This is a genomic window from Parabacteroides sp. AF14-59 (assembly GCF_003479515.1).
Classification (GTDB): Bacteria; Bacteroidota; Bacteroidia; order Bacteroidales; family Tannerellaceae; genus Parabacteroides; species Parabacteroides faecis.
The window spans coordinates 36,094-62,356 of record NZ_QUHH01000036.1 but is presented as its reverse complement, the minus strand read 5'-3'; the positions used below and the strand labels follow the sequence as shown (position 1 = coordinate 62,356).

Sequence of the window (26,263 nt, the reverse complement as noted above, 5' to 3'; positions counted from 1 at the left end):
TTTACACATTTTCTTTTTGTGATTGTGTAAACTTTTTTCAGTACAAGTCAAACAATTATAATGGCCCAATCAATTCTTTCGGCCTAATTCCAAAAACATATCATCAAAATTAATTACAACCCGATGAAATAAATTAATAAAATCCATTCCTTTAATACAGATAAAGATCAGCCAGACCGAAACACTCTCTCACCGGGAAGCGGAGATCCTGCGGCTTCTATGTCAGCATACAAACGATATGCTACACAGGAACCCCGTATTGCTAAGAGCTATGGGGAGACGATAGTTTTTTCAACGCCCGGAGTATGGACGTGTTTATTACTAAACTACGTAAGAAACTAAAAGCCGACCCCTCGGTTCAAATAATAAATATCCGTGGGATCGGCTATAAGCTAATTATTAAAAATGATCAAAAGAACAATTCAGGTTCGCGCCGTGCACTGAAGTTTTTATGAAGCATGGCCGTATAAGGCGTATCAAACGTACGTGCTCCTTCCGGGCATTCCTTCACACAGGCACAGCATTTAATACAAAGAACAGGATCACTGAACATCCGGTCATCGACAATCGAAATGGCAGTAACCGGACAAACATCAATACAATATTCACACTGTGTACATAGCTCTTCATCCGTAACCGGAGCCTGTGGCGTCGACGGTCCTTTTACTTTATAAGGGTAATTCCCTTTCACCTCCAGCACTGGCAATTTCGACAAACAGCCAGCATCATCCAGTTTCTTCAGCGTATCATGTCCAAACTGAGAAGCCTTGAACAGATCATCCTTATCCGGACGACCTGCCGCAATAGGCATATCCTTCCGGCTATAAGAATGTTCACCGACAAAAGCACCGGCACTGACAGGAATAAATCCCTGCACTACCAACGTATCGCTCAGCTCTTTCAAAGCATCTTCGTAATCGCGGTTCCCATAGACAACCACTGGTATGACCGGCGTATCTTTTCCCTGAAACATACGGATACGTTCCATCGCCGTTTCTGCAACACGCCCGCCATAGACCGGGACAGCAACGATCACCAGTTCATTCTCTCCTATTAGCAACGGTTCCTTTAAGCCTTCGCAGGTTATATCCGACTCAGATAAAGTTTCCGCTTCCAATCCTTCCGCAATAGCATAAGATATCTTAGCCGATGTATGCGTCGGAGAAAAATAGATTAAATGTATATTCTTATACTGCATATCTTTTAATTTATCGCCGCATCAATCTTTTTCATCAATTCGGCAAACTCTTCTTCCGTATATCCTTTGCCGGCATAGATCACTTTACCGTCCTTACCTATCAAATAGGTTCGGGGAATCAGGTTCTTGGCAAACGCACCGAAGATCGCCCGGTTCTTGTCGGGGTATAACGGAAAAGTAAAACCTTTTTTCTCATTGTACTTCGCCAGTTCGGCATCCGTATGTTCACGACCGATCACCAGCATTTGAAAACTCTTGTTATCCTTATATTTCGGCCACAGTTTCTGCTGTACCTCAGCCAGTTCTTTCTGGCAGGGAGGACACCAGGTGGCAAAAAAGTTTATCAGGACTACTTTTCCTTTCAGAGATGCTGACGATGTTTGTGTTCCGTTATCGGAAACGATCGTAAATGCAGGCATCTGGTCACCTACCTTTATTATGTCTGCATCGTTTTGTGCATGAGTAATAAAGGCAAAGATCATAAAGATGGCGGTTAAGAGACTTTTCTTCATAAAAACTTTATTTTAAACTTTGGGCTACGTCATAGCCTGCTTTCAATGCTTTCAGGTTCATCTCGACCACTTCTTCACCCTTACGGCCAAAGATATGACGGATACCATCTGCTATTTTATCATATTCGATACCGATAAAAGGAGTTGCTGCCCCCAGCATAACGATATTCGCAACACGGGCCGTAGCCACTTCTTTTGCAATTGCCTCCACATCGAGAATTACTTTATGCGGCAGCTTATTCAATTCTTCATTCACCTTGTCGATATCCGGATAATTCGGGATATTGACAAACGGCTGTGAGTTTGTCACCAGCCAACCCTCTTTTTTCAGATAAGGAAGATAACGGAGGCTCTCCATCGGTTCCAGTGAAATGATCAGGTCGGCATGTCCTTTCGGGATCAGATCGGAAGCGATCGGCTGGTCTGACAAACGCAAATTCGACTGTACATCACCTCCGCGCTGGCTCATTCCGTGTACTTCCGCTTGTTTCATATACAGACCTTCTTTCAAAGCTGCTTCTCCAATAACGGCGGCAATAGAGAGGATACCTTGTCCTCCTACACCTGACAATATAATATCTGCTCTCATTTCTTACTTGCTTTTTTCTTTCTGGTTAATGTCTGGATACATTCACGACGCGGGATCAGGACAGATACGCCCTTATATTCAATCTCTTCGCGGATGATCGTTTTCATCTCTTCGTAATTCTTTTTCAACGGGATCATCACACGGATATGAGCCGGATCGACGCCGATACCGGCACAAATAGCTTCCAGACGTCCTGTTCCGGCTGAATCTTGCCCACCGGTCATCGCCGTTGTTTCATTATCGGAGATAACGATCGTTATATTCGTATTCTCGTTTACACAATCCAGCAAACCGGTCATACCCGAGTGCGTGAAAGTAGAGTCTCCGATCACTGATACCGCAGGGAATACACCGGCATCGGAAGCACCCTTTGCCATCGTAATAGAGGCCCCCATGTCAATACAGGAGTCGATTGCACGGAATGGAGGCAAAGCACCTAACGTATAACAACCGATGTCACCGAATACTTTCGGATCTTTATATTCGGCCAACACTTCATTCAGCGCTTCATAGACATCGCGGTGACCGCAACCCTGGCACAAAGCGGGCGGACGCTGTTCAACCACTTCCGGTATCGCATAGTAACTGTTAATTTCTTTACCCAAAGCCTTCCCTACAGCATCCGGAGTCAATTCACCGTCACGCTGTAAAGTTCCGTCCAAACGGCCATGTACAATAACACCTTTCCCCAGGAAACCTTTCAGTTGTTCTTCCACTACCGGATAACCTTCTTCCAGTACCAGGATTTCCTTGCATTCGTTTGCGATCTTTTCCACCAACTTACGTGGTAACGGATACTGGCTGATCTTCAGTACCGGATGCTCAAACCCGTCCGGATAATTCTCCGACAGATAATTGAAAGCAATTCCTGTAGTAATGATACCCAACTCTTTATCCGGAGCATCGAAATACTTGTTATATGTTGAATTTTCAGAAGATTCGGTAAATACTTTCTGAGAATCCAGTAATACTTTGAAACGCTTACGTGCCAAAGCCGGAAGCAGGATAAAACGCTGGCGTCCGTCCGGCGGGCAATTCATTGTATTTTCATCTTTGATCGGACGTGTCACTACACCTGCACGGGAATGTGCCATACGGGTAGTAATACGCATCAGGATCGGATAACCCAGTTTTTCAGAAAGCTCGAAACCTTCATACACCATATCGTAAGCTTCCTGCTGGCTGGAAGGTTCCAGCATCGGGATCATGGCAAAATTACCATATACACGGTTATCCTGTTCATTTTGTGAAGAGTGCATAGATGGATCATCCGCTGTAATAATGATCATACCGCCGTTAATACCACTCATTCCTGCATTCATAAAGCAATCTGCTGCCACGTTCAGTCCGACATGCTTCATACAGCACAAAGAGCGCTTTCCGGCATAACTCATACCTAATGCAGCTTCCATTGCAGTCTTTTCATTCGCACTCCAACGGCTATGTATCCCCCGTTCTTTCGCTACTGCCGAGCCTTGGATATACTCGGTAATTTCTGTTGAAGGAGTACCCGGATAGGCATAAACACCGGAAATACCGGCATCAATCGCAGCTTGTGCGATTGCCTCATCCCCCAAGAATAGTTGTTTTTCCATGTATATTTGTTTTCTTAAATTGATTTTTATGTTATACCAACTGCCAAAGATACAGTTTTTACCCCAACAAGCGGTAAAAAATTTATCGAATCTTTCTCCTGTTAAGCTCAGCCCTGTAGCGGTTTGCATTACGGTTATGTTCCGTCAATGTCGCTGCAAAATTGTGGCGTCCCGAAAAATCCTCTTTGGCACACATATAAAGATAATTATGCTTCATATAATTCAAAACGCTGTCCATCCCTTTGATGGTAGGAATACGTAATGGCCCCGGTGGAAGGCCGGGATATTTATATGTATTATAAGGAGAATCGATCTCCAGATGTTCAAACAGGATGCGCTGCAAGGTAAAATCACCTACGGCGAACTTCACAGTCGGATCTGCCTGTAAGGGAATTCCACGATGCAAACGGTTAAGATATAATCCTGCTACAATCGGATACTCATCCGTGGCTGCTGTTTCTTCCTCCACAATAGAAGCGAGAACAGAAACTTCAACCGGGGTCAGGTTTATGGCCTTTGCTTTTTCCAGACGTGCATCTGTCCAGAAAGATTTATACTCCCGTTTCATACGTTGCATCAGTTTCTCTGCCGGAATATTCCAATAGACTTCATAAGTATTCGGGATAAACATTGCCATGACTGTTTCAAGCGTGAATCCCAACGAATCACAATAGGCGGAATCATTGAGCAAAGAGAGCAATTCTTCTTTATCCAGCATCAACTGGTCATCCATACGTTCGGCAAGATCATCCTTGAAACGGATATTATTAAATGTAAGACGGGTTGCCACCTGATGTCCGCGCCGCAGATCGTTCAAAAGCTCCAGGTTACTCATCCCCGGTGATACGGCATATCGCCCGGTCCTTATGTTCTCCTGATATTTCAATATCCCTGCCAATTGTTTAAAGCTACCGATCCGGCTACAATCAGCGGAATCGATCAATTGGCGACACAGGTCATCAAAATTTTTCTCCTTTCCTATATATAGGTAGACTGTTTCTTTCGGCATAAAATTCGGAGCCCATGCCAGATGATATCCCCAAAAGCCCGCTCCCGCCAGCAAAAAGACTAAAAATACGACTCCCCCGATTAGTATATTACGTTTTCCTCGTTTTTTCTTATTCATTTTTTAATCCAATAAAATACTGATTATCAGAACAGGTTACAAAAGTAGTATCTTTTTCTCAAAAAATAGATGCAAAATACTTTGTTTATTAAAAAACATACGCCTATCTTTGCAGCGCAATTCTAAGGAAGAAGCACAGAACACATGGAAGTGTGGGTGAGTGGCTGAAACCACCAGTTTGCTAAACTGACGTACTCGTAAGGGTACCGCGAGTTCGAATCTCGCCGCTTCCGCTCCAAGGCTGTTAGTCGAAAGACTGATAGCCTTTGTTGTTTTATCCACCTTCCAATAAAGCAACTATTCAGATCCTTTCAAAGTATTTTGCCACTGCAATGGCAAAACATTGCCATCCCATTGACAATCCTCTGCCATCCGAATGGCACAACTACGCCATCCTAATGAGAGTCTTCATAAGTATAGGTATTCAAATACTTTTTTAATTGATAATACCTGTAAAATCCAATGAGAAGCAGAATCACACTAACACCTATGCATATCCATGCTACTGCTATCAGATGTTGAATACTTTTGATTTCAAATATGCCGAACCCGACGGTCAAAAGATATAACGAGGTACGTATATAAGAAACATGATGACTTTATATTTTAAACACACAAAACAGAGCTGTTGTTTACCTGCTTTTTGAGGATATTTTCATCAGATTTCCACGATTCCACAATCCAATTCCACAATCACATCACCATTGAGAAAATAATCACCACTGATAATCAGCATTTTACCCAGAACAAATCATTTTGGCATGCCAATTGAACTATCATAAATGTATTAGCATAAAAGATTGTTTAATTAAAAATTTAAAGTCATGAAAAAAGTATTAGTTGTTATGGCAATGGTGATGGGTGTTGGTTGTATGAGTGCTATCGCAGCAGAAACAAGCGTTGATTCAGTGGCTTGCTGCCAGGCGTCACAGGATGAATACAAAAAGATTGAAGTAACAGAAGTACCGGATGTTGTGAAAAGTGCAGTTGAAAAAGCATATGCAGGTCAGACAATCAAAGAAGCCTCTGTAGCAGAAAAGGACGGAGCAAAAACTTATAAACTGGTAATCGCTACAGCTGAAGGAACTGAAAGCACTGTGACTTTCAATGACAAAGGTGAAGAAGTAAAATAAATTAACAACCCACAGGTTATAAAACGGTTAAGATAAAATGTCCGGGACTTTTAAAGAAGCCCGGACATTTTTGTTCTTTAACTTTCATACTTTTCAGCCCATCCCAGAATCACCGGACTGTGTACATCGACACCGAATTCTTCCGCTTTTAACAGGATGCGATGTGCCAATAAAGACTTTTTATCTTCCGGAGCATATCTGAAATAAGCTTCGGCTGCCCTTACATGAGCGCCGTCCGGCATTGGGAACTCCCGCGTTTCAGGAAGACCGAAATCAGAAGAGGGAAGTTCTTTACGTTCTTCTGTCGTTAATTTGTCACTAAATTCATTTGCCATAACAATCCATTTTTCAATTCGCTTATAATAACCCGGACAGCAATCGAAAAGCTCACTATTATGACAACATTTAGTAATTATTCTATTAAACAGAATCAGTCAACAAGAAACAGAGAAGTTATTCTTCCTTTTTAAGCAAGATAATATCCAATATGGAACTGACAGTATCCGCTTTCTTCACCACCATTAAATGATCACCTCCTTCAACCGGAAAAACATCTTCGAGCCGGTCATAGGGAAATATCTGGTCGGAAGTTCCATGGATATGATAGAGATGTTCGCTTTTATTATCCGGTACCCAGTCTGTGATCTGTTCCACCGCCCATTTTATATAAACCGGATCAGTTACCGTCATATATTCAGCCAGATCAGAATTGGATGCATTATATACCAAACGGTTAAATGCATTCGTTATAAAATCAGTCGAAGAGAAAAGCCGCTTAGGCATAAATTCCATCAGATTCACTTTACGGACTGCCTGGAAAAGAATAGGGATTTCTTTCTTGCTTTTAAAAGAAGAAATAATCACACATTTCTCCGGTTTCAGGAAAAGGGTCATTTCCTGCATGACCACTGCACCGAAAGAATAGCCGATCAGGATAAACGGAGAGGAAGTATCGATCACTTTTGCCATGGTCCGGGCATATTCGGACAAGGATTCGTCCGGCCGGGGAATATACCATTCAATATAAACCTTCCTATACCCTTTCGGAAGCCTCAGCTTATCAAATACCTTACAATTATAGCACATTCCGGAAATAAAATAGACATCGATATTCTTTACATCCTTCTTCCGGAACCAGTTTACCAACGATGATAAACGATTCCATATTCCGGGAGATTGTGCTTTATTTCCTTCCATACTACTTTTACTCTTTATAAGCATAAAGATAGTGGTTTTGTTCAAAAACCTTATATTTATAACCAAAAGAATGTTTTACTCATAAAAGAACACGAAGATGACCGAAAAAGAAAAAATGCTGGCCGGTGAATCATATGATTGCGGCGACAAAGAGTTAATCACACGCTGGCACCTTGCCAAAAAACTGGCAAAACAATATTACGATACAGATACAACCGACAAAGAACAGCTGAACAGTATCCTCGACCAGTTACTCGGATCAAGAGGTGAAAATGTATGGGTTTCAGCCCCTATTTATGTCGATTATGGCGAAAACATACACCTGGGAAACAATATCGAGATAAATATGAATTGAAGTTTAAGTTTATTACATGTACCGGGGAAACGTCATTTCCATCGTTAATGTTTACATATTCGGATAAACCTTGCAAACAAAAATGCAGCCTTTGCATCTTTTGCAAAAACTGCATTTCATTAATTATCCATTAAGATCACAATATCAGATATTACCTACCATTTTAGACGGATCAACCCAATTATCAAAATCTTCAGCCGTTAACAAACCCGATTCGACGGCCGCCTGCTTCAAAGACTTATTCTCACGATAAGCCTTCTGGGCTATCGATGCAGCCTTGTAATAACCGATCTTCGGATTAAGAGCTGTTACAAGCATCAATGAATCATCCAGATGTTTCTTTATATTCTCTTTTACAGGCTCGATACCGATAACACAATTATCATTAAAGCTCCTGCAACCATCGCCAATCAGGCGGGCACTATGAAGAAAGTTATAAATAATCATCGGTTTGAATACGTTCAATTCGAACTGCCCGTTTGCTCCTCCTACCGAAATAGCCACATCATTGCCCATCACTTGTGCAGCGATCATTGTCAATGCTTCGTTTTGGGTCGGGTTTACTTTACCCGGCATGATGGAAGAACCGGGCTCATTCTCCGGTAGATGGATCTCACCTATCCCGGCACGTGGACCGGAACCGAGCATGCGGATATCGTTTGCAATCTTCATCAGACTGACGGCTATACCCTTCAGTGCACCATGGGTAGACACGATTGCATCGTGAGTGGCCAATGCTTCAAACTTATTCGGAGCAGTAACAAACGGCAACCCGGTCAGTTGTGCAATTTTACGGGCAACATTCTCTCCAAAGTTATCAGGCGTATTGATACCCGTACCGACAGCAGTACCACCTAATGCCAGTTCTGCCAAATGCGGTAAAGTACTTTTCAAAGCATGAATACCATATTCCAATTGAGCAGCATAACCACTAAATTCCTGGCCAAGCGTCAACGGCGTAGCGTCCATAAAATGGGTACGTCCTATTTTCACGATCGGCATGAACTCACGGCTTTTCATTATCAAACTCTTATGTAGCATCTCCAGGGCCGGGATCGTATTCTCCCTAAGCATTTTATATGCTGCGATATGCATAGCCGAAGGGAAAGTATCGTTCGACGACTGCGACTTATTCACATCATCGTTGGGCGACAATATCTTTACCTCATCCGTCAATTTTCCACCATTCAACACATGCCCGCGATAAGCTATCACTTCATTCACATTCATATTGGTTTGCGTTCCGCTACCGGTCTGCCATACAACCAAAGGGAAAGAGTCATCCAGCTTTCCATCCAGTATCTCATCACAGACACGTACAATCAGGTCGCATTTTTCCTGAGATAAAACTCCGGCATCTTTATTTGCCAGGGCCGCTCCCATCTTCAAATAAGCGAATGCCCGGATAATTTCTTTCGGCATCCGGTTTATATCCTGTGCAATCCTGAAGTTTTCAACACTACGTTGGGTCTGTGCACCATAATAGGCATCAATTGGGACTTTCACGTTTCCCATCGTATCTTTTTCTATCCGACATTCCATAATTCTTTTTCTTTAATATCTTTTTTATAAAACCGTACAGATAATGAAATGTTTATACCTCAGGAGCATATATTTTGAAGTAACGAACCTTCATATAGCCATAAGTAAGGACGAAAAGCACGAAAACATATAAAAGCTCGGCCGTCCAGTAAACCATCAGCGGGACATCAAACTGTACCAATACCAAAAACAGATAGGCCAGATAAATCAGGATCGTAATCAGTTCAAAAACAAAAGCAGTCCGTGTCCGGCCCGTTCCTGTTACAGCATTACAATAAATATGTGCCGGAACCGATAGGAAATAATTGGAGAGCATTACAACAAAAGGCCAGAATGCGCTCCTGATCAACTCCTGATTTTTTGTATAAATACCTAATACCTCATCCGAAAAAAAGAAGGTAAATACAAGCAACGGGATTCCCAGCATGTAGCTCAAACCCATCATCTTCCGGCATAAAGGCATGATATTACGATATTCCCCGGTACCGATCAGATTGCTGACCAAAGATCCTGTTGTCGTTGAAAAGGAACAGACTATTACAAAAAATACAGTAGAGATACTACGGACTATATTTGCAATGGCTAGCTGCTCCTCTCCCAAATGTTCAATCACCACAAAAAACAAGAACCAGGGAGCCACGGCCGTAAAAGAATACATCATGCTCCATACCGAAAGCTTAAATAGTCGAAGTTGCAATTGCCAATCGTATACAGGCCGTAGTCCATAATAACGTTTGTCTATTTTGCGGCAAACATATACCACTAAAACGATCAGAAAAGAAAGTTCCGAAATGGTGGAAGCCAATGCGGCTCCGGATATTCCCAGCCGGGGAAATCCGAAGTTACCGAATATCAACAGATAATTCAATACAATATTAGTAATTACCATTACGACTGCCCCCGTTGTCAGTATCCGTGTCTTTGTTATTCCCACAAAGAAAGCCCGGAAAGCCAAAGCCGGAAAAGTAAACAACAGACCGAACGTACGCCAGTCCAGATATTTTATTACAGCCTCATACACCTCTTCCGATGTGATCAGTTCAGATAATAAGACCGGAGAGAACAACCAGGACATTACGAACATAGATCCGGCCAACACAATAAGAAAGAACAGTCCCTGAAAGAATACTTTCCCCGTCTCATTATAATTCCCTTCTCCGTTACGACGGCCTACCATAACTTGTAACCCCAGACTGAAACCAAACCCCAGCATATAGATAGCCAGGTAATACATACCCGCCAATGCGGCAGCTCCCAACTCCACCTCTCCATAGTGTCCCAGAAAGATAGCGTCTGTAATATTAATCAATTGCTCTATGAGAATGCTCATCATCACAGGAAAGTTGATGAGCCATATTTGTTTGTATGTGAAATTCATAATTCAACTTAGTATATATGCGTCACTATACATTCTTTTCAGAAGAATGCATCACGACAATTAATTATAAAATAAGATTTGTACCCTGTATAATAAGAGGATAGCGAATTACAGACAAAGAGGATCTTTGTCTTATGTCAAAGGAAACTACGCTATATACAGAGTTGACACTTCATAAGTTGAATAATCGGATTATTTGTAACAGTTGCAAATGTAAACGTTTTTCCGGACTATGACTACTAAAACGGCAGAAAATGAGAAATATAAAAAGGACGACACTCCTGCCGTCCTTTCCGTTCAATCACAAATGACCTTCTTATCTGTCGGAATACAGTCCAATCGTATTTCCTTCACTATCGGAAAACATAGCAAAATATCCGCGACAGTCAGCTTCGATCTTTGTCTTTTCCCTAAGAACCTTTCCCCCGTTGGATTTGATCAGAGAGAGTGTAGCTTCCATATCGTCTACATGCAAATGGATAAGTACACCGTTCTTTGACGGGAGAAAATCGGCAGCCCATGATACGGCACCCGGAGCCAAACCGTCTTCATCAGGGAAGAAAGCCATCTTTTCGGCATCGCACTCCATCACATCCAACTTCAGGCTCAACACTGTTTCGTAAAACTTTACGGCCCTTACGAAATCAGAGGCCGGAATCTCGAAGAAAGAAATTAACTTTTTCATGTTCACTTTTTTAGATAAACAGTTTCTGTCTTTTGACAATGCAAAGATAGAGTATGCCAAAAGCCGAGACTTGGAAAAAAAGGACATTAGCCGTTCTCCTGTGAGAAATAATCGGAATAGGGAGCACAAACGCCCAGATACTCTTTCGGGGTATATCCGGAGAAAACCTTAAATTCATTAATCAGATGCGGCTGGTCATAGAAGCCACATTCATAAGCCAGTTGGGAAAAACTTATATCCGGAGTAGATTGCAGTACATATAAAGCATGCTGGAAACGGACAATCCGCAGGAACTCCTTCGGGCTGATCCCGACATGTCCGGTAAAAATACGTTGAAACTGTTTAGTACTCAGATAAACGGATGAAGCAAGATCAGAGATACGCACTTCTCCTCCCCGCCGGTTGATCGTCCGAATAGCAGAAAACATCCGTTCGAGATTATGTTCTTCCGGAGGATTAAGACGGGATAGAAGGAAATGTTCGATCAGGCAGAAACAATTCCTGTCGTCTGCTTCATGTAATATACGGTCTTCCAGTTCCTGCAATTCGCGGTCGCCCAACTCATCGGCAGAAACTTTCTGGTTGCAAAACTCACTGACGGGCATCCGGAAGAATGCACTTACCGAATGTGTATGGAAGACAACGGCCAGTATCCTGATCGTTCCGGAAAAGCTCAGTTCGGAGTAACCGACATACTGCCCGCACAAAATAGACTGGCTGTTTACACGTCGGCTGTCGTGTGAGGAAGATAATAATATTGGATTCCCCCGATAGAAAAGCATCTGCACATTCCCGGTCGGGATGATGCGCTCCGTGTTTTCTATAGGACTATCCGTCTCCAACAACCAGTAATGCCTGACATAAGGAGCAAGTGCCGGCGATGGTAATAGTATCTGAAACGATTCCATGCCGGCAAATATACGAATTTATTCAATCGGTATATGGATTTCAGTCACCAGCTCTTCAGGGGCTGTGTTGGCCGGATTATTCAGATACTTTTCATATCCCGGCGCATCAAGCGGTTTGTATCCACCTTCGGGAATCAGATGCAGATAGATCGTATCATATACCGATTTCAGATGTTCATACGAACCTTTATAGCGGAAGATTAGATATTTAGCAGCAGGTAATTGCTTTACGCCAACCTCCCCTTTCGGTTCGGCTGTTTTCGGTAAAACCAGGCAAACATACGTGCGCAGCTTGTCAGGTTCCGTCACTTTAGGGTCGTCATGATAGATACAGATATGCTCGATCCCTTCCGAATACAGGTTCTGTTCTTTCACAAAGACCCACAGTTTCTGCCAGGCCCCGCAAAAATCGAGAGTCATATAGGCTCCCGATAAACGGACATAGGCAATCTGACGGTCAGGATATTCTTTTACTTCAGTTTCTATATTCAAATCATGTCTTACTTCAACAGGTCTCATAATAATGTAATCTTTATTTTTACGATAATTATTAGGTGAAATACCATAGAACAGTTTAAAGGCCTTCGACAAGGAAGACGGGACATCATAACCTACGCGCCAGGATATTTCCTGTACCGACATATCCGAGTAACGCAGTAACCGAGCTGCAGTCTCGACCCTCATCCTGACAATAAAAGCACCGATATTCTCTCCCAGGAATGCTTTTACGATCCGGTGGAAATGCCAGGGCGAAAAACCGGACATCTCTGCCAGCATATCCAGATCAATTGTTTCGCTCAAATGATTGTTGATATACTCTACCAGGATATTTATTTTACGTTGATACTCTTCTTTTGTTGCGGGTCTTTGTTCCATATTCATTTCGTATTTCGTTACAAAGATAAGAGCGGGGAGGATAAGATACTTTTCCTATCTTGCTAAAAAAGGGCGACCATCACTGGCCACCCTTTCCATGTTCACGTTGAATTATCGTTTGTTTTTAAATCAGAGAGTGAATGTTTAATATCTAGTTGTTATAGGAATTTTACATAATATTTATCTCTTCCGTTAGTAATCATCCTTATCGTACTCGTCCGGATGAAACTCCCATACATCATCAAAACGTATAAGCCCACTCATGCCAGCTAAGACAAAACCTCTCTTGCCATTTGAGAAAGATGCCTGTGCCTTACGACTTCCCCCTTTGAATTTGGCTACATTCTCCCACAAATCAGTTGAAGGAGAATATTTCCAGGTATCGGTACACAGACTTCCGCTTTCACCGCAAGTCAGATAGGCTGAACCATCGATAACAAAAGTAGCTGCCGACACACGAGCTATCGCATACTCATCATCATAACTTTCTTCCGAAGTATCCGAAATATTACGCAATTGTGTCCATATCCCTGTTGAAGGGTCGAACCTCCAGAAATCATCTGCATAAACTCCGTTATTCAATCCGCAGCAAATATATGCCTTGTCGTCGATCACGAAAGCGGATGCGCCACTCCGTTTACTTCCATCGAAATAGAGCTGTTCCCAACTATCGGTATCCGGATCAAACACATAAAAGTCTTTCAAAAAACTGCCGTCATAACCGCAACCGACGTAACCTTTACCATCGACACCGAAAGCCACTGCATCATAACGTGCACCGCCGGGAAAGTCGGATCTTTGTGTCCAACTATTGGCTGCCGGATCATATTCCCAGAAATCATCCAACTTATTGCTTCCGTCATATCCGGTTCCGAAATATCCTTTCCCGTCAACCGCCATAGCAACTCCCGAGTTACGCGCCGCACCGGGAAAGTTCGCTTTCTGTGTCCAGGTATCCCGGTCCATATCATATTCCCAAAAATCCGACAAACGGCTTGTTCCATCAAATCCACAGACCAGATATCCGTAATCTCCGATCGTAAACGATGCGACATCACTACGGGGAACCCCGTCAAAGTCGGATATACGATACCATTTTCCCATCAAGCAATCTTCCGTGTCATCATCATCGGGAATGATATCGTCATCCTCCTTACAAGAGACCATCGTTACGGAGAACATGGTCAACAGCAATAGAAACAACCTCTCAAATACATTCATACCACTTCTTCTATTTACTGATACAAAAGAACAAAGTATCTTACCTACGCACAAATAAAATCGACCAACAGGACTAATCTCCCGATGAACAGACTATTATAAAAGGTAAAACCCATTCAGACGCACAAGCAGTAATTGTCTTTACAAAAAGAAAGGGTGACCATCACTGGCTACCCTTTCCGACGTTCACGTTGAATTATCGTTTGTTTCTAAATCAGAGAGTGAATGTTCAATATCACCAATTGTTATTGAAAAATCCTTGTTATTTTTAAGCCTTTCCAGGACCAGCGAACCGATCTTACGGGCACTGGCCTCATCCGGGAAAGACCTCAGCGTGTCAATTGCAGGAATGGAGGGCTGATATATCAACACCTTCTTGTTCATCACGATCTGATAGCCCCAGCCATCCTCCAATTGAAACGTTTGCAACTCCGGTTGCCGGCCGTCGGGAGACCCCACATCTCCATGACGGAAATAAAGAAATAAAATAAGTACCGGTAACAGCACCAGGCCCCAAAGAGCCTTTCTACCTTTAATAATCATCATCGTCGTATTCATAAGGGTGAAGTTCCCAAATGTCATCAAAACGGTAAGTGCTGCTCTTTCCCGTCGCCACAAATCCCCTTTCACCATTGGAAAAAGAAACAGCAACTGTACGGGCCGTACCTTTAAACTTGGCTACATTCTCCCACAAATCGGTTGCAGGATAATATTTCCACGTGTCGGAACGTATACTCCCGCTTTCCCCGCAGGTCAGATAAACTGCCCCGTCGATAACGAAAGCCGATGCATTCGTTCGTACTATATTATAATCATCATCATAACTTTCATCCGAGGTATCGGCTATGTCGCGCAACTGAGTCCATGTCTCTGTCGAGGGATCGAACATCCAGAAGTCATCCACATAGGTACCGTTATTCGTTCCGCAACAAATATATGCTTTATCGTTCATCACGAAACTGGTTGCACCGCGCCGTTTGGTTCCGCCGATGCTGACGATCTGTTGCCAACTGTTGGAACCGGGGTTAAACGCATAGAAATCTTTCAGATAATTCCCATCATAACCACAACCGATATATCCTTTGCCGCTTACACCGAAAGCGACAGCATCATAACGTGCACCGCCGGGGAAATCAGCTTTTTGTGTCCAGCTATTGGCGGTAGGATCATACTCCCAGAAATCGCTCAGCTTATTCGATCCGTCATATCCGGTTCCGAAATACCCTTTACCGTCAACCGTCATGGCAACTCCCGAGTTACGCGCCGTACCGGGGAAGTTTGCTTTCTGTGTCCAGGTATCCCGGTCCATATCATACTCCCATAAATCCGACAAGCGGTTTGTTCCATCAAATCCACAGACCAGATATCCCTTATTCCCGATAGAGAACGAGGAGGCATCACTACGGGCCAAACCGTCGAAATCGGATACGCGATACCACTTTCCTATCAAATCATCATCATCGTCATCCCCACAGGATATCATTACCAGAGGCAGCAAGGCCAGCAGGAACAGAAATAGTCTTTTTTGTGTCATCATATAACGTGTTACTGTTTACGGATGCAAAAGAATAAAGTATCTCAAAATCCGGCAAATTAAATCGACAAACAGCCTTTCCTATCCGATGAATGGGGATTTCAGGAAGGTAAAATCCTTTTTGGGCCTTATACCGGACCTGTTACCGGCTAATCTGTGCAATCAGGCCATTAACAGAGAAATCCGGGGCATTGGCAGGTTATTCTTGCATGAAAAAGACTGAATCCGGTTCTTTGTGCGGTCAATTGAACAGTATATAATAATATGAAAAGAAACATTTTTCTGTTATGGATATGCCTGGCTATGGCCGGCAGCCTTTTCCAATCCTGCTATGACGAGAGTAATAAGTATGGTAACGGATTAGTCGACTCGGCTTTCCGCAACATCAGTACGGACACCAGCACAGTGACGGTTACCGCCCTGCTGATCGACTCGTTGGAGACTTCCGGCAAATCTCTTGTCATGTTAGGTGAATACACTCATCCTGTATGGGGCAAAATATCCTCCTCCAGCTATGTGGCTTATAACTGCCCGTCATACACGACCGATATCGATGCCCAGGTAGTACTCGACTCACTGGTCCTTTCTTTTAATTACGGAGGATATTATGTAGGTGACACCTTGCCGGCTCAACGGATCAACATACATAAGCTGACCGAAAAAGTGAGATTGAACGATAACGGTTATCTCTATAACACCTCATCGTTCGCCTACGAAACAGAGCCATTGGCCACCAGCACGTTCATCCCCCGGCCCCAAAGCGGGGAAAAGCTACTGGTACGTCTGCCCGATGAGATGGGACAGGATTTTCTGACCCGTTTCCACAAAAGGGATATCCAGGTCAGCTCCGACTATTTTGAAGATTACTTCAAAGGGCTCGTCGTCATACCGGAAGTTACGGGCAACCAGTCGCTGCTCTCTTTCCAGGTTGCAGACAGTTCGGCGACGTTGGTCCTTCATTACCACATCATCGACGAAAAGGAGAATGAACAGGTATTGACATTCACCCCTAACACGACTACCCAGTTCAACCATATCGACCACGACCGCACAGGTACAATTATGGAACCTTTTCCGGCAGGGCAGAAAGAGATACCGTCTGCCTTACTTGATAACCGAGGCGTTCTTTTCGGTGGTCTGGGATGGTACACGCGTCTGGAATTTCCTTTTATCAATAACATCCTGATGCAAGGTGAACAGGTTGCTATCGAAAGTGCCTTGCTGAAAATCTACCCTGAACCCGGCACGTTCTCCGGAACCAACGCACTCCCCGACAGTATTTATCTCTATATCGCCGATGAGAACAATGTTGTCACCGATGCCGTAACGGATTATCTGGGAACAGCCGTACAAAGCGGTACTTTAGTGAAAGACGACACATACGACGAAAACACCTATTACTATTTCGATATCACAGACTTTATGCAACAGGAACTGGGAGCTTTCGGGATGTACAAACACAACCTGCAACTGGTGTTCAATGAAGACACTTATACGACATCGTTCCGCAACCTGACTTTCAGTGACCAGCAGGGCCGTTCTCCTATTGTCTTACAGCTAATCTACAAAATATATGAAAGTTATTAAATATCTGATCCTTTTCTTTCTGCCGGTCGTAACTGCCAATGCTCAAAACATTATGACCTCCTCGCCTTATTCGATGTTCGGACTCGGTGAGATCGTAACGGGTTTATATGGTTCCAATTCTGCTATGGGAGGCGTATCGACCGGTATGCGCGATGCCTGGCTGATCAATACGGAAAACCCGGCCGGACTGACCGGACTCGACACGCTCCGCCTCTTTGCCGAGACTTCGGCATTCCTGAAAAGCGAATCTTACCGGTCGAAAAGCGGTAGCAGCCATGCCTTCACCGGTAATGTATCGGCCTTTTCCCTGGCTGGACGCATTATTCCCCGCTGGTATATGGCAGCCGGCCTGACACCTTATTCATCGGTCGGTTATTATTTCCAGAGTACACAACCGCTGGAAGGATCGCCCGATTCATACTATACCAGTATATTCGAAGGATATGGCGGACTTTCCAAAGTCTACCTGACAAACGCCTTCATGCTGACTAAAAACCTTTCGGTCGGTGTCAATGTAAGTTACATATTCGGCAACACGAAACTCACGGAAAGCCAAAGCGACATTTCAGTTGAAAACAGAATGTACACACATAATTTCTATGCCGACTTCGGATTACAGTATCACCGCCAACTCAACCGCGATGCATCCTTTACGGTAGGGGCTGTCTACGGATATAAACAACGGCTGAAACTGGAAAACTCGATCGCCATTACTTACAGCAGCAACGAGACAGAACAAAGCAAGAAGAATACGACGCAATACCTGCCGCAATATTTCGGAGTTGGAGGTTCGTTGGCTTATAAGAAATGGACGTATGCCCTCGACTACAGCCTCCACCAATACAGCTGTCTCTCATCGGGCGACAGCCGGGTAAAGTTCAAAGATTCGCATGAGTTGAAAATGGGTATCAGCTATTTCCCGGACGGATATACGTCGGGAAGTTACTGGAAACGGATCACGTACAAAGCCGGAGTAGATCTATCGACTCCCTACATGCAGATCAACGGACAGACCGGTTACTCGTACCGGGTGAGTGCAGGAATGGGACTGCCGGTAATGAACGGACGTATCAATGCAGCTTTTTATTATGACCGCACACAACTGAAAAATAATGTGTTCGGACGGGAAGCCTTCGGAGTAACGGTTTCATATACATTGAGCGAGTTATTCTATAAACTGAAGTTATAATTTATCACAGGAATGCCCCTGATCCGGAGAGTAGAGCCGCCGATCCGGCATGCCTGTGATAACAGGGATAGCACTATAGTGTCAGTGCATGCCACACTATTGTGTCAGCACACGTCACACTATAGTGCCGGAGAAGTAATATTCATCAGTAGTAAATTACTTTGAAGACGTCCCGCTTTCCAGAATACTGACAATCGAGAATAAGGTAAAGCAAATGCCTCCCAGACCGGCCAACACACGTGCCGGGACGAAATAGTAAGCATGAACCGAACCCAGTTCAAACAGAAATGCGGAGAGGAACAGACAAGTCAATGCCGTGAAAATAGGTATCAACGGGATACGGTTGGACAATTTGAATTCGTGCCTCCATATCTTCGACAACAAAATCACTTTACTGGATATACTGTAACAAACCAGTCCCAGCCCTATCATTATATAACCGGTCGTCCCGTTTGCCGGATTAGCAGTTGCCAGGATCAGGATAATCCCCCAGACAACACAAATACTTCCCATGATCAATACCATAACCGGCCAGAACTCCCGTTCGGTGGGTGTAAAAATATTCCTGATCTGCCGGGCGATCGTCGCTACCAAAGCAATCAGGCTGGTACAGATACAAGCCAGGCCGATCATGACATGCCCTGCTACAAAATATTCCGAACCACGATCACTCCCGGCCAACAACCAAAAGGCCCACACCCAGGCAACCAGCGCGATCAGGCCGGCAATGGCGATCAGGGTCAGCCCCTGAGCACGGGTAAAAGCTTCGGGCGGAACATCATGGTCCGTCTTTTTCGCATTGACGGTAATCATCGTAAACCGGGTGGAAGAAGTTGCCGTAGTCGATACGCAGGCGGTGATCAACCCTACCCCGCAAATCACATGGCCGGCAACAAAGGAAGATGCATCGGGCGACCGCATGATACAGCTCCCCGCCATCACGGTCAGAAGGGCTGACAAATACCCCAGTGCCGGAAGCGCATACCGGCTTATCTGCCCAAACGTATGGATGATCTGCCGGATAATCGTTGCCGCAGTCGAGAACAGTGCGATACAGATCATTCCCAGGGAGAATATCACCGGGCCTGCAACAAACCGACTCGGGTCTGTTCCATACGCCAGAACGAACCATCCATAACCGAAACAAAACAGGGCCATCAGCAGAGGTATCGCCCTGAACAGAACACTAATGCCGTAATTCATAGTCTATTTGTTTTTTAATTTTCATCCAAACAGACAGGATTACGGCATTGTTCCTCAAATTACATTTTTATAGAATCTTTTTAGTTATCAGGAGCTGACAGCCTTATTCCTGTAAGGCCAACCGCCCCATCAATGCAGGCAGGTAAGAGTCGCTGATCGGAATCAGTTCGTCACCGATGCGTATCCGCTTCCGCTCAATATAGCTGATATGCGAGAGAGATACGATATAGGAACGGTGTACCCGGCAGAACAAACCGTCCGCCAGATTTTCCTCAAAACGTTTCAGGCTTACCTGCGACAGGAGTGGCTTGCCCGTAGTACGGTGAATCTTCACATAATCGCCATAGCCCTCCAGGAAAAGGATATCTTCCCTGCGAAGACGAATGATCTTACTTCCTTCCCGAACAAAAACGGGTTGTTCGGTTTGTTCCCTGTGCAATACATCATGCACATCCGCCAATGCTTTATCCAACTTCTCAAAATAGCCCATCAAGGCGTTCAACGTAGAAGCATCCCCATCGAAAGTAATACATTTCAACATAGTTCCGTATCTTTTAAGTTTATGCTACAAATAAATAAGAAAGTTCGGTGAACAAAGGTTAAGGGCCGATAAATGGTACAACTTAGTCGGTGAATCGCCCAAAGGGGCGGGGCGAAAAAATTTACCGGAATGATGCAGTATTTCATCCGTTCACTCTTCCATCAGTATCCATTTCTTAAAAACAGGGGTCTTTGTCTTGCTGATAATGATACGTTCGGGAATAGGCAAAATGAGATTGACGGACAAACGGCTTCCGAACCACAAGTCGATATCTTTAATCGCTTTCCGGGAGATGATAAACTGGCGGTTTGCCCGGAAGAAATGCCTCTCGTCGAGTTGATCGCCCAAGGCATCCAACGTACGGTCTACCGGATGCTGTTTGCCATCGGAGGTATAAGCCGTCACTTTTTCATTTGCCGTATAGAAATACAGGATATCTTTTACCTGCAAAGGATAAAACTTATCTGTCAGCATGATAAGCAAACTTTTGATCACATGGCGTCCCTGTATGACATCGTTGGTCTGCCGGATATGGGCCAGGCGTTCCTCGGGACTGAACAGGCGAAGTTTGCTCAAGGCACGTTCCAGTGAAGTAAGCGTTACGGGTTTCAACAGATAGTCGATACTGCTCACCTGGAAGGCTTGCAAAGCATACTCATCATAGGCCGTAGTAAAAACAACCGGGGCTTCGATCTCGACCTGTTCGAATATTTTAAAAGCGGAACCGTCTGCCAGATGGATATCCATAAAGATGATATCCGGTTGAGGGGCCGTATGGAAATAGACCACACTTTCTTCTATACTTTCCAGTTCCGCTACTATTTCGATCGGGATAATGGAGTTTTGAGCCAATATCGCTTTCAGGGTGCTTACCGCAGCCGTTTCATCTTCTATTATTACAGCATTCATACGATCTATTTTGGTTTATAATAATCTGGAGCTTATTCATACCGGTTTATTCGATAAAGGAAGGGACACTTTGAAATATTCTTTCCGGTTGGAGATATTGATATCTTTACCGGTCAGCAAACGGTAACGCCCCCAGAGATTCTTTAAGCCGATACCGCTACTGTGTTCCTCCTCAACCTTCGGCTGAACTTTATTGGAGACCACCAACATGTTCTCCCCTGTAGTATAAATGTCGATTTGCAACGGATACTGCTTGCTGATCACATTATGTTTGACTGCATTTTCAATTAACGGCAGTACGCTCAGGATAGGAAGCGACCAAAGTAGCAGGGCCGGTTCGGCCTGTATGGAAAAAAACAGTTTGCCTTCATAGCGTACCCCCAGCAGATAAGTATAGGCTTTTACGAACTGTAATTCTTCTGCCAGCGTAACCATTTCCTTCTTATTGCTTTGGAGGATATACCGGAATACATTCGACAGTTCATCCAGATAAGTCAGTGTCTGTTCCTTTTCTCCATTACGGATCAGCGAATTAAGACCATTGAGTGAATTAAAGAAAAAATGGGGATTGATCTGTCCCATCAGGGCGTTGTATGATGTTTGCAGCTTTTCCGTTTTCAACTGTTCATATTCCAGCATCATCTGTTGTTTACCGCTGAGTAGACGGATCAGGAGCACACTCAGAAGTACGGTCAATAAAACAAACAGATGCTCCGTGAGTTGCGGATGAAAAAAGAAGGGAGGTGATGCCATCCGGCTAATGGCTACAGTCTCCATCCGGTCTCTCGCCTTCGAAACAGGCCGCCCGTATCCCGGTATGATCTTATCGGAAGAAGATACCTTCACATTCGGGACATCCTTTATAATAAACTCGTGAATCTCCATATCTTGCGCCAGAAATTCACTCTGGGCAAACGGGTAGACCGTCAGAAGCCCCAGCCCGACAAGAAAACTGACTGCCCCGGCAAACAAGACTACTTTATATTCTTTTAGCTTCAACAGTTTATCCCCCACCTTATACATCTGTACATCCACCATAAAAAGAATGAAGGCAAACAGGAAAAACCAAACCAAAGGGAAATAAAAGAAATAACCATGCAACAGTACAGGAGGCGCCATCATATATTTGTCATTCGTCATATTGACCGCATGATCATAACTACGCATCAACATCGGGAAATTGACAAAAAGGGTCAATAGTACGGATATTGTAAAACCAATCAACAACTCACTCTTTCCGGAACGTAACATACAGGACTAATTTATAGGACGTAAAGATAACGTTCCCCGCTTACATGAAAAATTCCTATCGACGAAACGGACAAAAACATCGGTGAAACGTCCCTTTTCCAATGAAACCTGTATCCAACAAAAAAGCCACCCGAATAAATCGGATGGCTTTTTGTATGGCAATTAAATCCAAACGGATTAGAATCTTCTTTCTTTGATTCTTGCTTTCTTACCTGTAAGAGCACGCAGGTAATACAATTTAGCACGGCGTACTTTACCCAGCTTGTTAACAGTGATGCTTTCGATGAACGGTGATTCGATCGGGAAAATTCTCTCTACACCAACGTTTTCAGACATCTTACGAACAGTGAAACGTTTCTTGTCACCATGTCCTGAGATACGGATCACTACGCCTCTGTACTGCTGGATACGTTCTTTGTTACCTTCTTTAATACGGTAAGCTACTGTAATAGTGTCACCACTCTTGAATGAAGGATACTCCTTCTTTGTAGCAAACGCTTCTTCTGCAATCTTAATTAAATCCATTGTTTTATAGCTTTTTAATTGTAATTTAAAATGAAACGCAATATAACGGGCGACCTGTCCCGACAGAGATTGCGCAAAGCGGATGCAAAGTAACGAAAGATTTATTTGATACGCAAATAGATTGAAGAATATTTGCGTCACTCGTATAAAACCTCGGCAGATTTGTTTATTTTTGGAGAATAATAATGATTACGTGAAGATGAGGAAGATACTTACAATACTGTTTTGCTCTGTGTGTTTACTGACTGCCAAAGCACAGACTATACCCAATATGTACCGCAACGTCGATCAGGCAAAAATGAATCACTGGGTTGATTCCGTATTCGATACAATGACTTACGACGAACGGATAGGGCAACTCTTTATGGTCATCGCCGAACCGAAATCGGAGAACCGCAATATGCAACGGCTGATGCGGTATGTGAATGAGATAAAGGTCGGCGGGATCCTTTTCCATAAAGGGAATCCGATCACCCAGGCGGAAGTGACCAACCGGCTGCAGAAAGCATCTCGTGTCCCGATGTTCGTTTCGCTGGACGGGGAATGGGGGCTGTCCATGCGACTTAGCGGAACGACCCGTTTCCCGAAGAACATGATGCTGGGAGCTATCGAAGATGATAAACTGATCACTGAATATGGCCGGGAAGTAGCCCGCCAGTGCAAAGAGATGGGGATACAAATAAACTTTGCCCCAGACATAGATGTGAACAGCAATACAGACAATCCGGTCATCGGCCTGCGCTCTTTCGGTGAGAATCCGCGGGCTGTGGCCGACAAGGGAATTGCGTATGCCCGCGGACTGGAAGGTGCAGGCATCATCTCCGTTGCCAAACATTTTCCCGGACATGGCGATACAGCGGAAGATTCACATAACACGTTACCGGCCGTCCACCACGACCGGGCACGTCTGGACAGTGTCGAACTATATCCTTTCAAACGATATATCTATGATGGTTATGCGGGGATCATGACCGGACATCTCTATATCCCGGCATTGGATAAAACCCGTAACCTGCCTTCTTCCCTCTCCCGCCCTATCGTCACCGGACTGCTGAAAGAGGAGCTGGGCTTCAGAGGTCTGTGTTTCACTGACGCACTCGCTATGAAAGGTGCAACCACCCGCAAATCGGATAACCCGTCGGTGAAGGCGTTGTTGGCTGGAAATGATATTTTGCTGGCACCGGCAGCTCCGATCAATGACTTTACCGCTGTCAAAGAAGCGATCGACGAAGGTATCCTCAGCATAGAAGACATTGAGGCTAAATGCATAAAAATCCTTCAATATAAATATATTACCGGACTGAACAACTATCGTCCGGTCGACACGAAAGGGTTAAGCAAACGACTGAACTCACCGCATGCCGCCTGGCTGGCAGCCAAGCTCAACGCGGAAGCAATCACTTTGTTGAAGAACGAAGAGAATATAGTTCCGCTCAAACAATTGGATAAAAAAAAGATTGCAGCTTTGTCTATCGGTGCATCCGTCGGAAATGAGTTTCAGGAAATGCTGGGACGCTATGACAGTGTTGCTTGTTTTAGCATCAGCCGCAATTCAACTGCCGCACAAGTTCAGAACATCTATAAACAACTGGAAAAATACGATGTAATCATCTGCGGCATACATACTGTCCGTATCCCCGAAAGTCTGTTACTCCGTCAGTTAACCACCAAAAAAGAAGTAGTCTTCGCTTTCTTTACCCTGCCTTATTCCTGTAAAGAATATAAGAGTTCCATCATGAAGGCCAAAGCGGTTGTCATGGGATACGAAGGTACCCCTCTTGCACAGGAATATGCTGCACAAGTCATTTTCGGAGGAGTCCCGGCCAAAGGCAAGCTGCCTGTCACGATTCCCGGACTATTCCATGCCGGTTCGGGTATCTTTACTGAAAAGACACGGCTCGGCTACCATGAACCGGAAGAAGTCGGAGCCAATGCCGTACGTCTGGACGTTATCGATGCGATTGCTGAAGACGGACTCGAACAAAAAGCCTATCCCGGCTGTCAGGTACTGGTAGCTAAAGACGGAATGATCATTTACGATAAATCATTCGGCTATTTTGATTACGACCAGAAACAGCAAGTAGAAGAAAATTCCGTCTACGACCTCGCCTCTGCCTCCAAGGCAGCAGGTACATTATTAGCGGTAATGAAAGCCTACGATGAAAAGAAGTTCACCCTCAATAACAAAATATCGGATTATATTCCTGAATTGAAGGACTCCAATAAAAAAGACCTGAATATAAAGGAACTGCTTTATCATCAGTCGGGGGTTATCTCCACAATCAACTTTTACCTGGATGCAATTGATAAAGACAGCTATAAAGGCAGTCTTTACAGCCGCGAAAAGAATGCTACACATCCGGTACGCTTCGATGCCAAGACCTATGTCCGCAACGACTTCAAATACTTGCCGGAACTGGTGTCTTCCACCCAAAAGCCGGGATTTACCACCGAAGTCGCCCGCAACTTCTACCTGCACGACTCTTTCAAAGATAGTATCATGCAGGATATAAAAGACTCACGGCTCGGTACACGCGGAAAGTACGTATATAGCTGTGTCAACTTCATCATGCTGAAAATGATGGTGGAAAATCAGATGAAACAGCCGATGGACCAGTTGCTTCATAACGATTTCTACAGCCGGTTGGGAGCCTGGCACACGACCTATAACCCACTCCAAAGAATGGACAGCCTGCAAATCGTCCCAACCGAGAATGACCAGTTCGTACGCCGCCAGTTATTACGCGGTTATGTACATGACGAGGCTGCCGCCTTCCAGGGAGGTGTATCCGGTAACGCCGGACTGTTTTCGAATGCCAACGACCTGGCGAAAGTTTTACAGCTTTTCCTGAACCAGGGCACATACGGCAACGAACCATACTTGTCAGCAGAAACCTGCCGCCTTTTCACTCAAAGCAAAAGCCCGACAAGCCGCCGCGGACTGGGTTTCGACAAGCCTGCCGTCGGAACGCACAAAGGTTCCCCCTGCAGTAACCTGACACCGCCTTCGACGTATGGCCATACAGGTTTTACCGGAACTTGTTTCTGGGTGGACCCGGATAATCAGTTACTTTATATATTCCTCTGCAACAGGGTTAATCCGTCACGGGCCAACAACAAACTCAGCGCCTTAGATATCCGTACACGCATACAGGATGCAATCTATAAGGCGATTGATAGGAAAAGCCAAAAAGATTAGTATTTTTGCA

Annotated in this window: 25 protein-coding genes, 1 tRNA gene and 2 pseudogenes; 7 read left to right on the top strand and 21 right to left on the bottom strand. The window is 44.3% G+C overall.

Annotated elements, in window-relative coordinates; all coding sequences use genetic code 11:
* Positions 1–172: 172 nt before the first annotated feature.
* Positions 173–455, top strand: a pseudogene (locus DWW23_RS26995) (helix-turn-helix domain-containing protein); the annotation flags it as partial.
* Here the strand turns inward: DWW23_RS26995 and DWW23_RS25000 are convergent.
* The 5 genes from DWW23_RS25000 to mltG all read right to left on the bottom strand — a co-directional run bounded on the left by DWW23_RS25000 (position 410) and on the right by mltG (position 5,020).
* Entirely contained in the window at positions 410–1,198 is a 789-nt protein-coding gene (locus tag DWW23_RS25000) for a 4Fe-4S binding protein (protein WP_122357177.1), read from the bottom strand. The pseudogene DWW23_RS26995 and the gene DWW23_RS25000 sit on opposite strands and share 46 nt — an antisense overlap.
* Before the next feature lie 5 nt (positions 1,199–1,203).
* A complete protein-coding gene (locus tag DWW23_RS24995) occupies positions 1,204–1,710 on the bottom strand; it encodes a TlpA disulfide reductase family protein (protein WP_122357176.1) in 507 nt (168 codons plus the stop codon).
* 7 nt (positions 1,711–1,717) lie between these two features.
* Positions 1,718–2,299, bottom strand: coding sequence for an indolepyruvate oxidoreductase subunit beta (locus tag DWW23_RS24990; protein ID WP_122357175.1), 582 nt, complete (start codon positions 2,297–2,299; stop codon positions 1,718–1,720).
* Entirely contained in the window at positions 2,296–3,894 is a 1,599-nt protein-coding gene (locus tag DWW23_RS24985) for a thiamine pyrophosphate-dependent enzyme (RefSeq protein ID WP_122357174.1), read from the bottom strand. The genes DWW23_RS24990 and DWW23_RS24985 overlap by 4 nt, the downstream gene beginning before the upstream one ends.
* Before the next feature lie 82 nt (positions 3,895–3,976).
* Positions 3,977–5,020, bottom strand: a complete 1,044-nt coding sequence (gene mltG, locus DWW23_RS24980; protein ID WP_122357173.1) for an endolytic transglycosylase MltG — start codon at positions 5,018–5,020, stop codon at positions 3,977–3,979.
* A 146-nt stretch (positions 5,021–5,166) separates the two neighbouring features.
* Between mltG and DWW23_RS24975 the strand changes: the two genes are divergently transcribed.
* Positions 5,167–5,253, top strand: a tRNA-Ser gene (locus DWW23_RS24975).
* A gap of 162 nt (positions 5,254–5,415) precedes the next feature.
* Here the strand turns inward: DWW23_RS24975 and DWW23_RS24970 are convergent.
* Complete coding sequence (locus DWW23_RS24970) at positions 5,416–5,601, bottom strand: DUF202 domain-containing protein (RefSeq protein ID WP_122357172.1); 186 nt, start codon at positions 5,599–5,601, stop codon at positions 5,416–5,418.
* 243 nt (positions 5,602–5,844) lie between these two features.
* Between DWW23_RS24970 and DWW23_RS24965 the strand changes: the two genes are divergently transcribed.
* Complete coding sequence (locus DWW23_RS24965) at positions 5,845–6,153, top strand: hypothetical protein (protein ID WP_122357171.1); 309 nt, start codon at positions 5,845–5,847, stop codon at positions 6,151–6,153.
* A gap of 77 nt (positions 6,154–6,230) precedes the next feature.
* On the opposite strand, the gene DWW23_RS24960 is transcribed toward DWW23_RS24965, so the two are convergent.
* Positions 6,231–6,488, bottom strand: coding sequence for a hypothetical protein (locus tag DWW23_RS24960; protein ID WP_122357170.1), 258 nt, complete (start codon positions 6,486–6,488; stop codon positions 6,231–6,233).
* Between the two features lie 118 nt (positions 6,489–6,606).
* Positions 6,607–7,374, bottom strand: coding sequence for an alpha/beta fold hydrolase (locus tag DWW23_RS24955; protein ID WP_233564451.1), 768 nt, complete (start codon positions 7,372–7,374; stop codon positions 6,607–6,609).
* Positions 7,375–7,447: 73 nt separating this feature from the next.
* On the opposite strand from DWW23_RS24955, the pseudogene DWW23_RS24950 reads away from it, so the two are divergent.
* Positions 7,448–7,702: pseudogene (locus DWW23_RS24950) on the top strand (maltose acetyltransferase domain-containing protein); the annotation flags it as partial.
* 147 nt (positions 7,703–7,849) lie between these two features.
* Here the strand turns inward: DWW23_RS24950 and fumC are convergent.
* From fumC to DWW23_RS24910, 8 genes are all read right to left on the bottom strand, one after another.
* Entirely contained in the window at positions 7,850–9,247 is a 1,398-nt protein-coding gene (gene fumC, locus DWW23_RS24945) for a class II fumarate hydratase (protein WP_122357168.1), read from the bottom strand.
* A 52-nt stretch (positions 9,248–9,299) separates the two neighbouring features.
* Positions 9,300–10,625 carry an MATE family efflux transporter gene (locus DWW23_RS24940; RefSeq protein WP_122357167.1) on the bottom strand — a complete coding sequence of 442 codons (1,326 nt, stop codon included), beginning with the start codon at positions 10,623–10,625 and terminating at the stop codon, positions 9,300–9,302.
* A 316-nt stretch (positions 10,626–10,941) separates the two neighbouring features.
* Positions 10,942–11,310, bottom strand: coding sequence for a VOC family protein (locus tag DWW23_RS24935; RefSeq protein WP_122357166.1), 369 nt, complete (start codon positions 11,308–11,310; stop codon positions 10,942–10,944).
* An 86-nt stretch (positions 11,311–11,396) separates the two neighbouring features.
* Complete coding sequence (locus tag DWW23_RS24930) at positions 11,397–12,218, bottom strand: helix-turn-helix domain-containing protein (RefSeq protein WP_122357165.1); 822 nt, start codon at positions 12,216–12,218, stop codon at positions 11,397–11,399.
* An 18-nt stretch (positions 12,219–12,236) separates the two neighbouring features.
* The gene (locus DWW23_RS24925) at positions 12,237–13,094 is read right to left on the bottom strand and encodes a GyrI-like domain-containing protein (RefSeq protein WP_187576763.1); all 858 of its coding nucleotides are present in this window, start codon (positions 13,092–13,094) and stop codon (positions 12,237–12,239) included.
* Between the two features lie 192 nt (positions 13,095–13,286).
* On the bottom strand, positions 13,287–14,315 hold the full coding sequence (locus DWW23_RS24920) for a kelch repeat-containing protein (RefSeq protein ID WP_199664178.1): 1,029 nt from the start codon (positions 14,313–14,315) through the stop codon (positions 13,287–13,289).
* Between the two features lie 186 nt (positions 14,316–14,501).
* Positions 14,502–14,873 (bottom strand): DUF4907 domain-containing protein, encoded by a 372-nt coding sequence (locus DWW23_RS24915; RefSeq protein ID WP_122357164.1) that lies wholly within the window; start codon positions 14,871–14,873, stop codon positions 14,502–14,504.
* A complete protein-coding gene (locus DWW23_RS24910; protein WP_122357182.1) occupies positions 14,848–15,849 on the bottom strand; it encodes a kelch repeat-containing protein in 1,002 nt (333 codons plus the stop codon). The genes DWW23_RS24915 and DWW23_RS24910 overlap by 26 nt, the downstream gene beginning before the upstream one ends.
* 264 nt (positions 15,850–16,113) lie before the next feature.
* On the opposite strand from DWW23_RS24910, the gene DWW23_RS24905 reads away from it, so the two are divergent.
* Together DWW23_RS24905 and DWW23_RS24900 are read left to right on the top strand one after the other, a co-directional pair.
* The gene (locus DWW23_RS24905) at positions 16,114–17,436 is read left to right on the top strand and encodes a DUF4270 family protein (protein ID WP_122357163.1); all 1,323 of its coding nucleotides are present in this window, start codon (positions 16,114–16,116) and stop codon (positions 17,434–17,436) included.
* Positions 17,423–18,625, top strand: a complete 1,203-nt coding sequence (locus tag DWW23_RS24900) for a hypothetical protein (RefSeq protein ID WP_122357162.1) — start codon at positions 17,423–17,425, stop codon at positions 18,623–18,625. Before DWW23_RS24905 ends, DWW23_RS24900 begins: the two co-directional genes overlap by 14 nt.
* A gap of 156 nt (positions 18,626–18,781) precedes the next feature.
* Here DWW23_RS24900 and DWW23_RS24895 read toward each other — a convergent pair whose 3' ends face one another.
* The 5 genes from DWW23_RS24895 to rplS form a co-directional block, all read right to left on the bottom strand.
* Positions 18,782–19,828 carry a DUF2776 domain-containing protein gene (locus tag DWW23_RS24895; protein WP_122357161.1) on the bottom strand — a complete coding sequence of 349 codons (1,047 nt, stop codon included), beginning with the start codon at positions 19,826–19,828 and terminating at the stop codon, positions 18,782–18,784.
* Between the two features lie 103 nt (positions 19,829–19,931).
* Positions 19,932–20,369: a LytTR family DNA-binding domain-containing protein gene (locus tag DWW23_RS24890; protein WP_122357160.1), complete on the bottom strand. Its 438-nt coding sequence runs from the start codon at positions 20,367–20,369 to the stop codon at positions 19,932–19,934.
* 150 nt (positions 20,370–20,519) lie between these two features.
* Positions 20,520–21,278: a LytTR family DNA-binding domain-containing protein gene (locus DWW23_RS24885; RefSeq protein ID WP_122357159.1), complete on the bottom strand. Its 759-nt coding sequence runs from the start codon at positions 21,276–21,278 to the stop codon at positions 20,520–20,522.
* Positions 21,279–21,314: 36 nt separating this feature from the next.
* Positions 21,315–22,529: a sensor histidine kinase gene (locus DWW23_RS24880; protein WP_122357158.1), complete on the bottom strand. Its 1,215-nt coding sequence runs from the start codon at positions 22,527–22,529 to the stop codon at positions 21,315–21,317.
* A gap of 177 nt (positions 22,530–22,706) precedes the next feature.
* A complete protein-coding gene (gene rplS / locus DWW23_RS24875; RefSeq protein WP_122357157.1) occupies positions 22,707–23,054 on the bottom strand; it encodes a 50S ribosomal protein L19 in 348 nt (115 codons plus the stop codon).
* 199 nt (positions 23,055–23,253) lie between these two features.
* On the opposite strand from rplS, the gene DWW23_RS24870 reads away from it, so the two are divergent.
* The gene (locus DWW23_RS24870) at positions 23,254–26,253 is read left to right on the top strand and encodes a glycoside hydrolase family 3 N-terminal domain-containing protein (protein ID WP_122357156.1); all 3,000 of its coding nucleotides are present in this window, start codon (positions 23,254–23,256) and stop codon (positions 26,251–26,253) included.
* Positions 26,254–26,263: the final 10 nt, after the last annotated feature.

What these genes read in the sequence shown, in the direction of transcription:
- DWW23_RS24995 (WP_122357176.1), bottom strand. Translation starts at nt 1,710, where the DNA reads ATGAAGAAAAGTCTCTTAACCGCCATCTTTATGATCTTTGCCTTTATT.
- DWW23_RS24955 (WP_233564451.1), bottom strand. Translation starts at nt 7,374, where the DNA reads ATGCTTATAAAGAGTAAAAGTAGTATGGAAGGAAATAAAGCACAATCT.
- DWW23_RS24895 (WP_122357161.1), bottom strand. Translation starts at nt 19,828, where the DNA reads ATGAATTACGGCATTAGTGTTCTGTTCAGGGCGATACCTCTGCTGATG.
- DWW23_RS24990 (WP_122357175.1), bottom strand. Translation starts at nt 2,299, where the DNA reads ATGAGAGCAGATATTATATTGTCAGGTGTAGGAGGACAAGGTATCCTC.
- DWW23_RS24890 (WP_122357160.1), bottom strand. Translation starts at nt 20,369, where the DNA reads ATGTTGAAATGTATTACTTTCGATGGGGATGCTTCTACGTTGAACGCC.
- DWW23_RS24935 (WP_122357166.1), bottom strand. Translation starts at nt 11,310, where the DNA reads ATGAAAAAGTTAATTTCTTTCTTCGAGATTCCGGCCTCTGATTTCGTA.
- DWW23_RS24925 (WP_187576763.1), bottom strand. Translation starts at nt 13,094, where the DNA reads ATGGAACAAAGACCCGCAACAAAAGAAGAGTATCAACGTAAAATAAAT.
- DWW23_RS24940 (WP_122357167.1), bottom strand. Translation starts at nt 10,625, where the DNA reads ATGAATTTCACATACAAACAAATATGGCTCATCAACTTTCCTGTGATG.
- DWW23_RS24915 (WP_122357164.1), bottom strand. Translation starts at nt 14,873, where the DNA reads ATGAATACGACGATGATGATTATTAAAGGTAGAAAGGCTCTTTGGGGC.
- DWW23_RS24965 (WP_122357171.1), top strand. Translation starts at nt 5,845, where the DNA reads ATGAAAAAAGTATTAGTTGTTATGGCAATGGTGATGGGTGTTGGTTGT.
- DWW23_RS24985 (WP_122357174.1), bottom strand. Translation starts at nt 3,894, where the DNA reads ATGGAAAAACAACTATTCTTGGGGGATGAGGCAATCGCACAAGCTGCG.
- DWW23_RS24880 (WP_122357158.1), bottom strand. Translation starts at nt 22,529, where the DNA reads ATGTTACGTTCCGGAAAGAGTGAGTTGTTGATTGGTTTTACAATATCC.
- fumC (WP_122357168.1), bottom strand. Translation starts at nt 9,247, where the DNA reads ATGGAATGTCGGATAGAAAAAGATACGATGGGAAACGTGAAAGTCCCA.
- DWW23_RS24910 (WP_122357182.1), bottom strand. Translation starts at nt 15,849, where the DNA reads ATGACACAAAAAAGACTATTTCTGTTCCTGCTGGCCTTGCTGCCTCTG.
- DWW23_RS24905 (WP_122357163.1), top strand. Translation starts at nt 16,114, where the DNA reads ATGAAAAGAAACATTTTTCTGTTATGGATATGCCTGGCTATGGCCGGC.
- DWW23_RS24960 (WP_122357170.1), bottom strand. Translation starts at nt 6,488, where the DNA reads ATGGCAAATGAATTTAGTGACAAATTAACGACAGAAGAACGTAAAGAA.
- DWW23_RS24900 (WP_122357162.1), top strand. Translation starts at nt 17,423, where the DNA reads ATGAAAGTTATTAAATATCTGATCCTTTTCTTTCTGCCGGTCGTAACT.
- rplS (WP_122357157.1), bottom strand. Translation starts at nt 23,054, where the DNA reads ATGGATTTAATTAAGATTGCAGAAGAAGCGTTTGCTACAAAGAAGGAG.
- DWW23_RS24930 (WP_122357165.1), bottom strand. Translation starts at nt 12,218, where the DNA reads ATGGAATCGTTTCAGATACTATTACCATCGCCGGCACTTGCTCCTTAT.
- DWW23_RS24870 (WP_122357156.1), top strand. Translation starts at nt 23,254, where the DNA reads ATGAGGAAGATACTTACAATACTGTTTTGCTCTGTGTGTTTACTGACT.
- DWW23_RS24920 (WP_199664178.1), bottom strand. Translation starts at nt 14,315, where the DNA reads ATGAATGTATTTGAGAGGTTGTTTCTATTGCTGTTGACCATGTTCTCC.
- DWW23_RS24885 (WP_122357159.1), bottom strand. Translation starts at nt 21,278, where the DNA reads ATGAATGCTGTAATAATAGAAGATGAAACGGCTGCGGTAAGCACCCTG.
- DWW23_RS25000 (WP_122357177.1), bottom strand. Translation starts at nt 1,198, where the DNA reads ATGCAGTATAAGAATATACATTTAATCTATTTTTCTCCGACGCATACA.
- mltG (WP_122357173.1), bottom strand. Translation starts at nt 5,020, where the DNA reads ATGAATAAGAAAAAACGAGGAAAACGTAATATACTAATCGGGGGAGTC.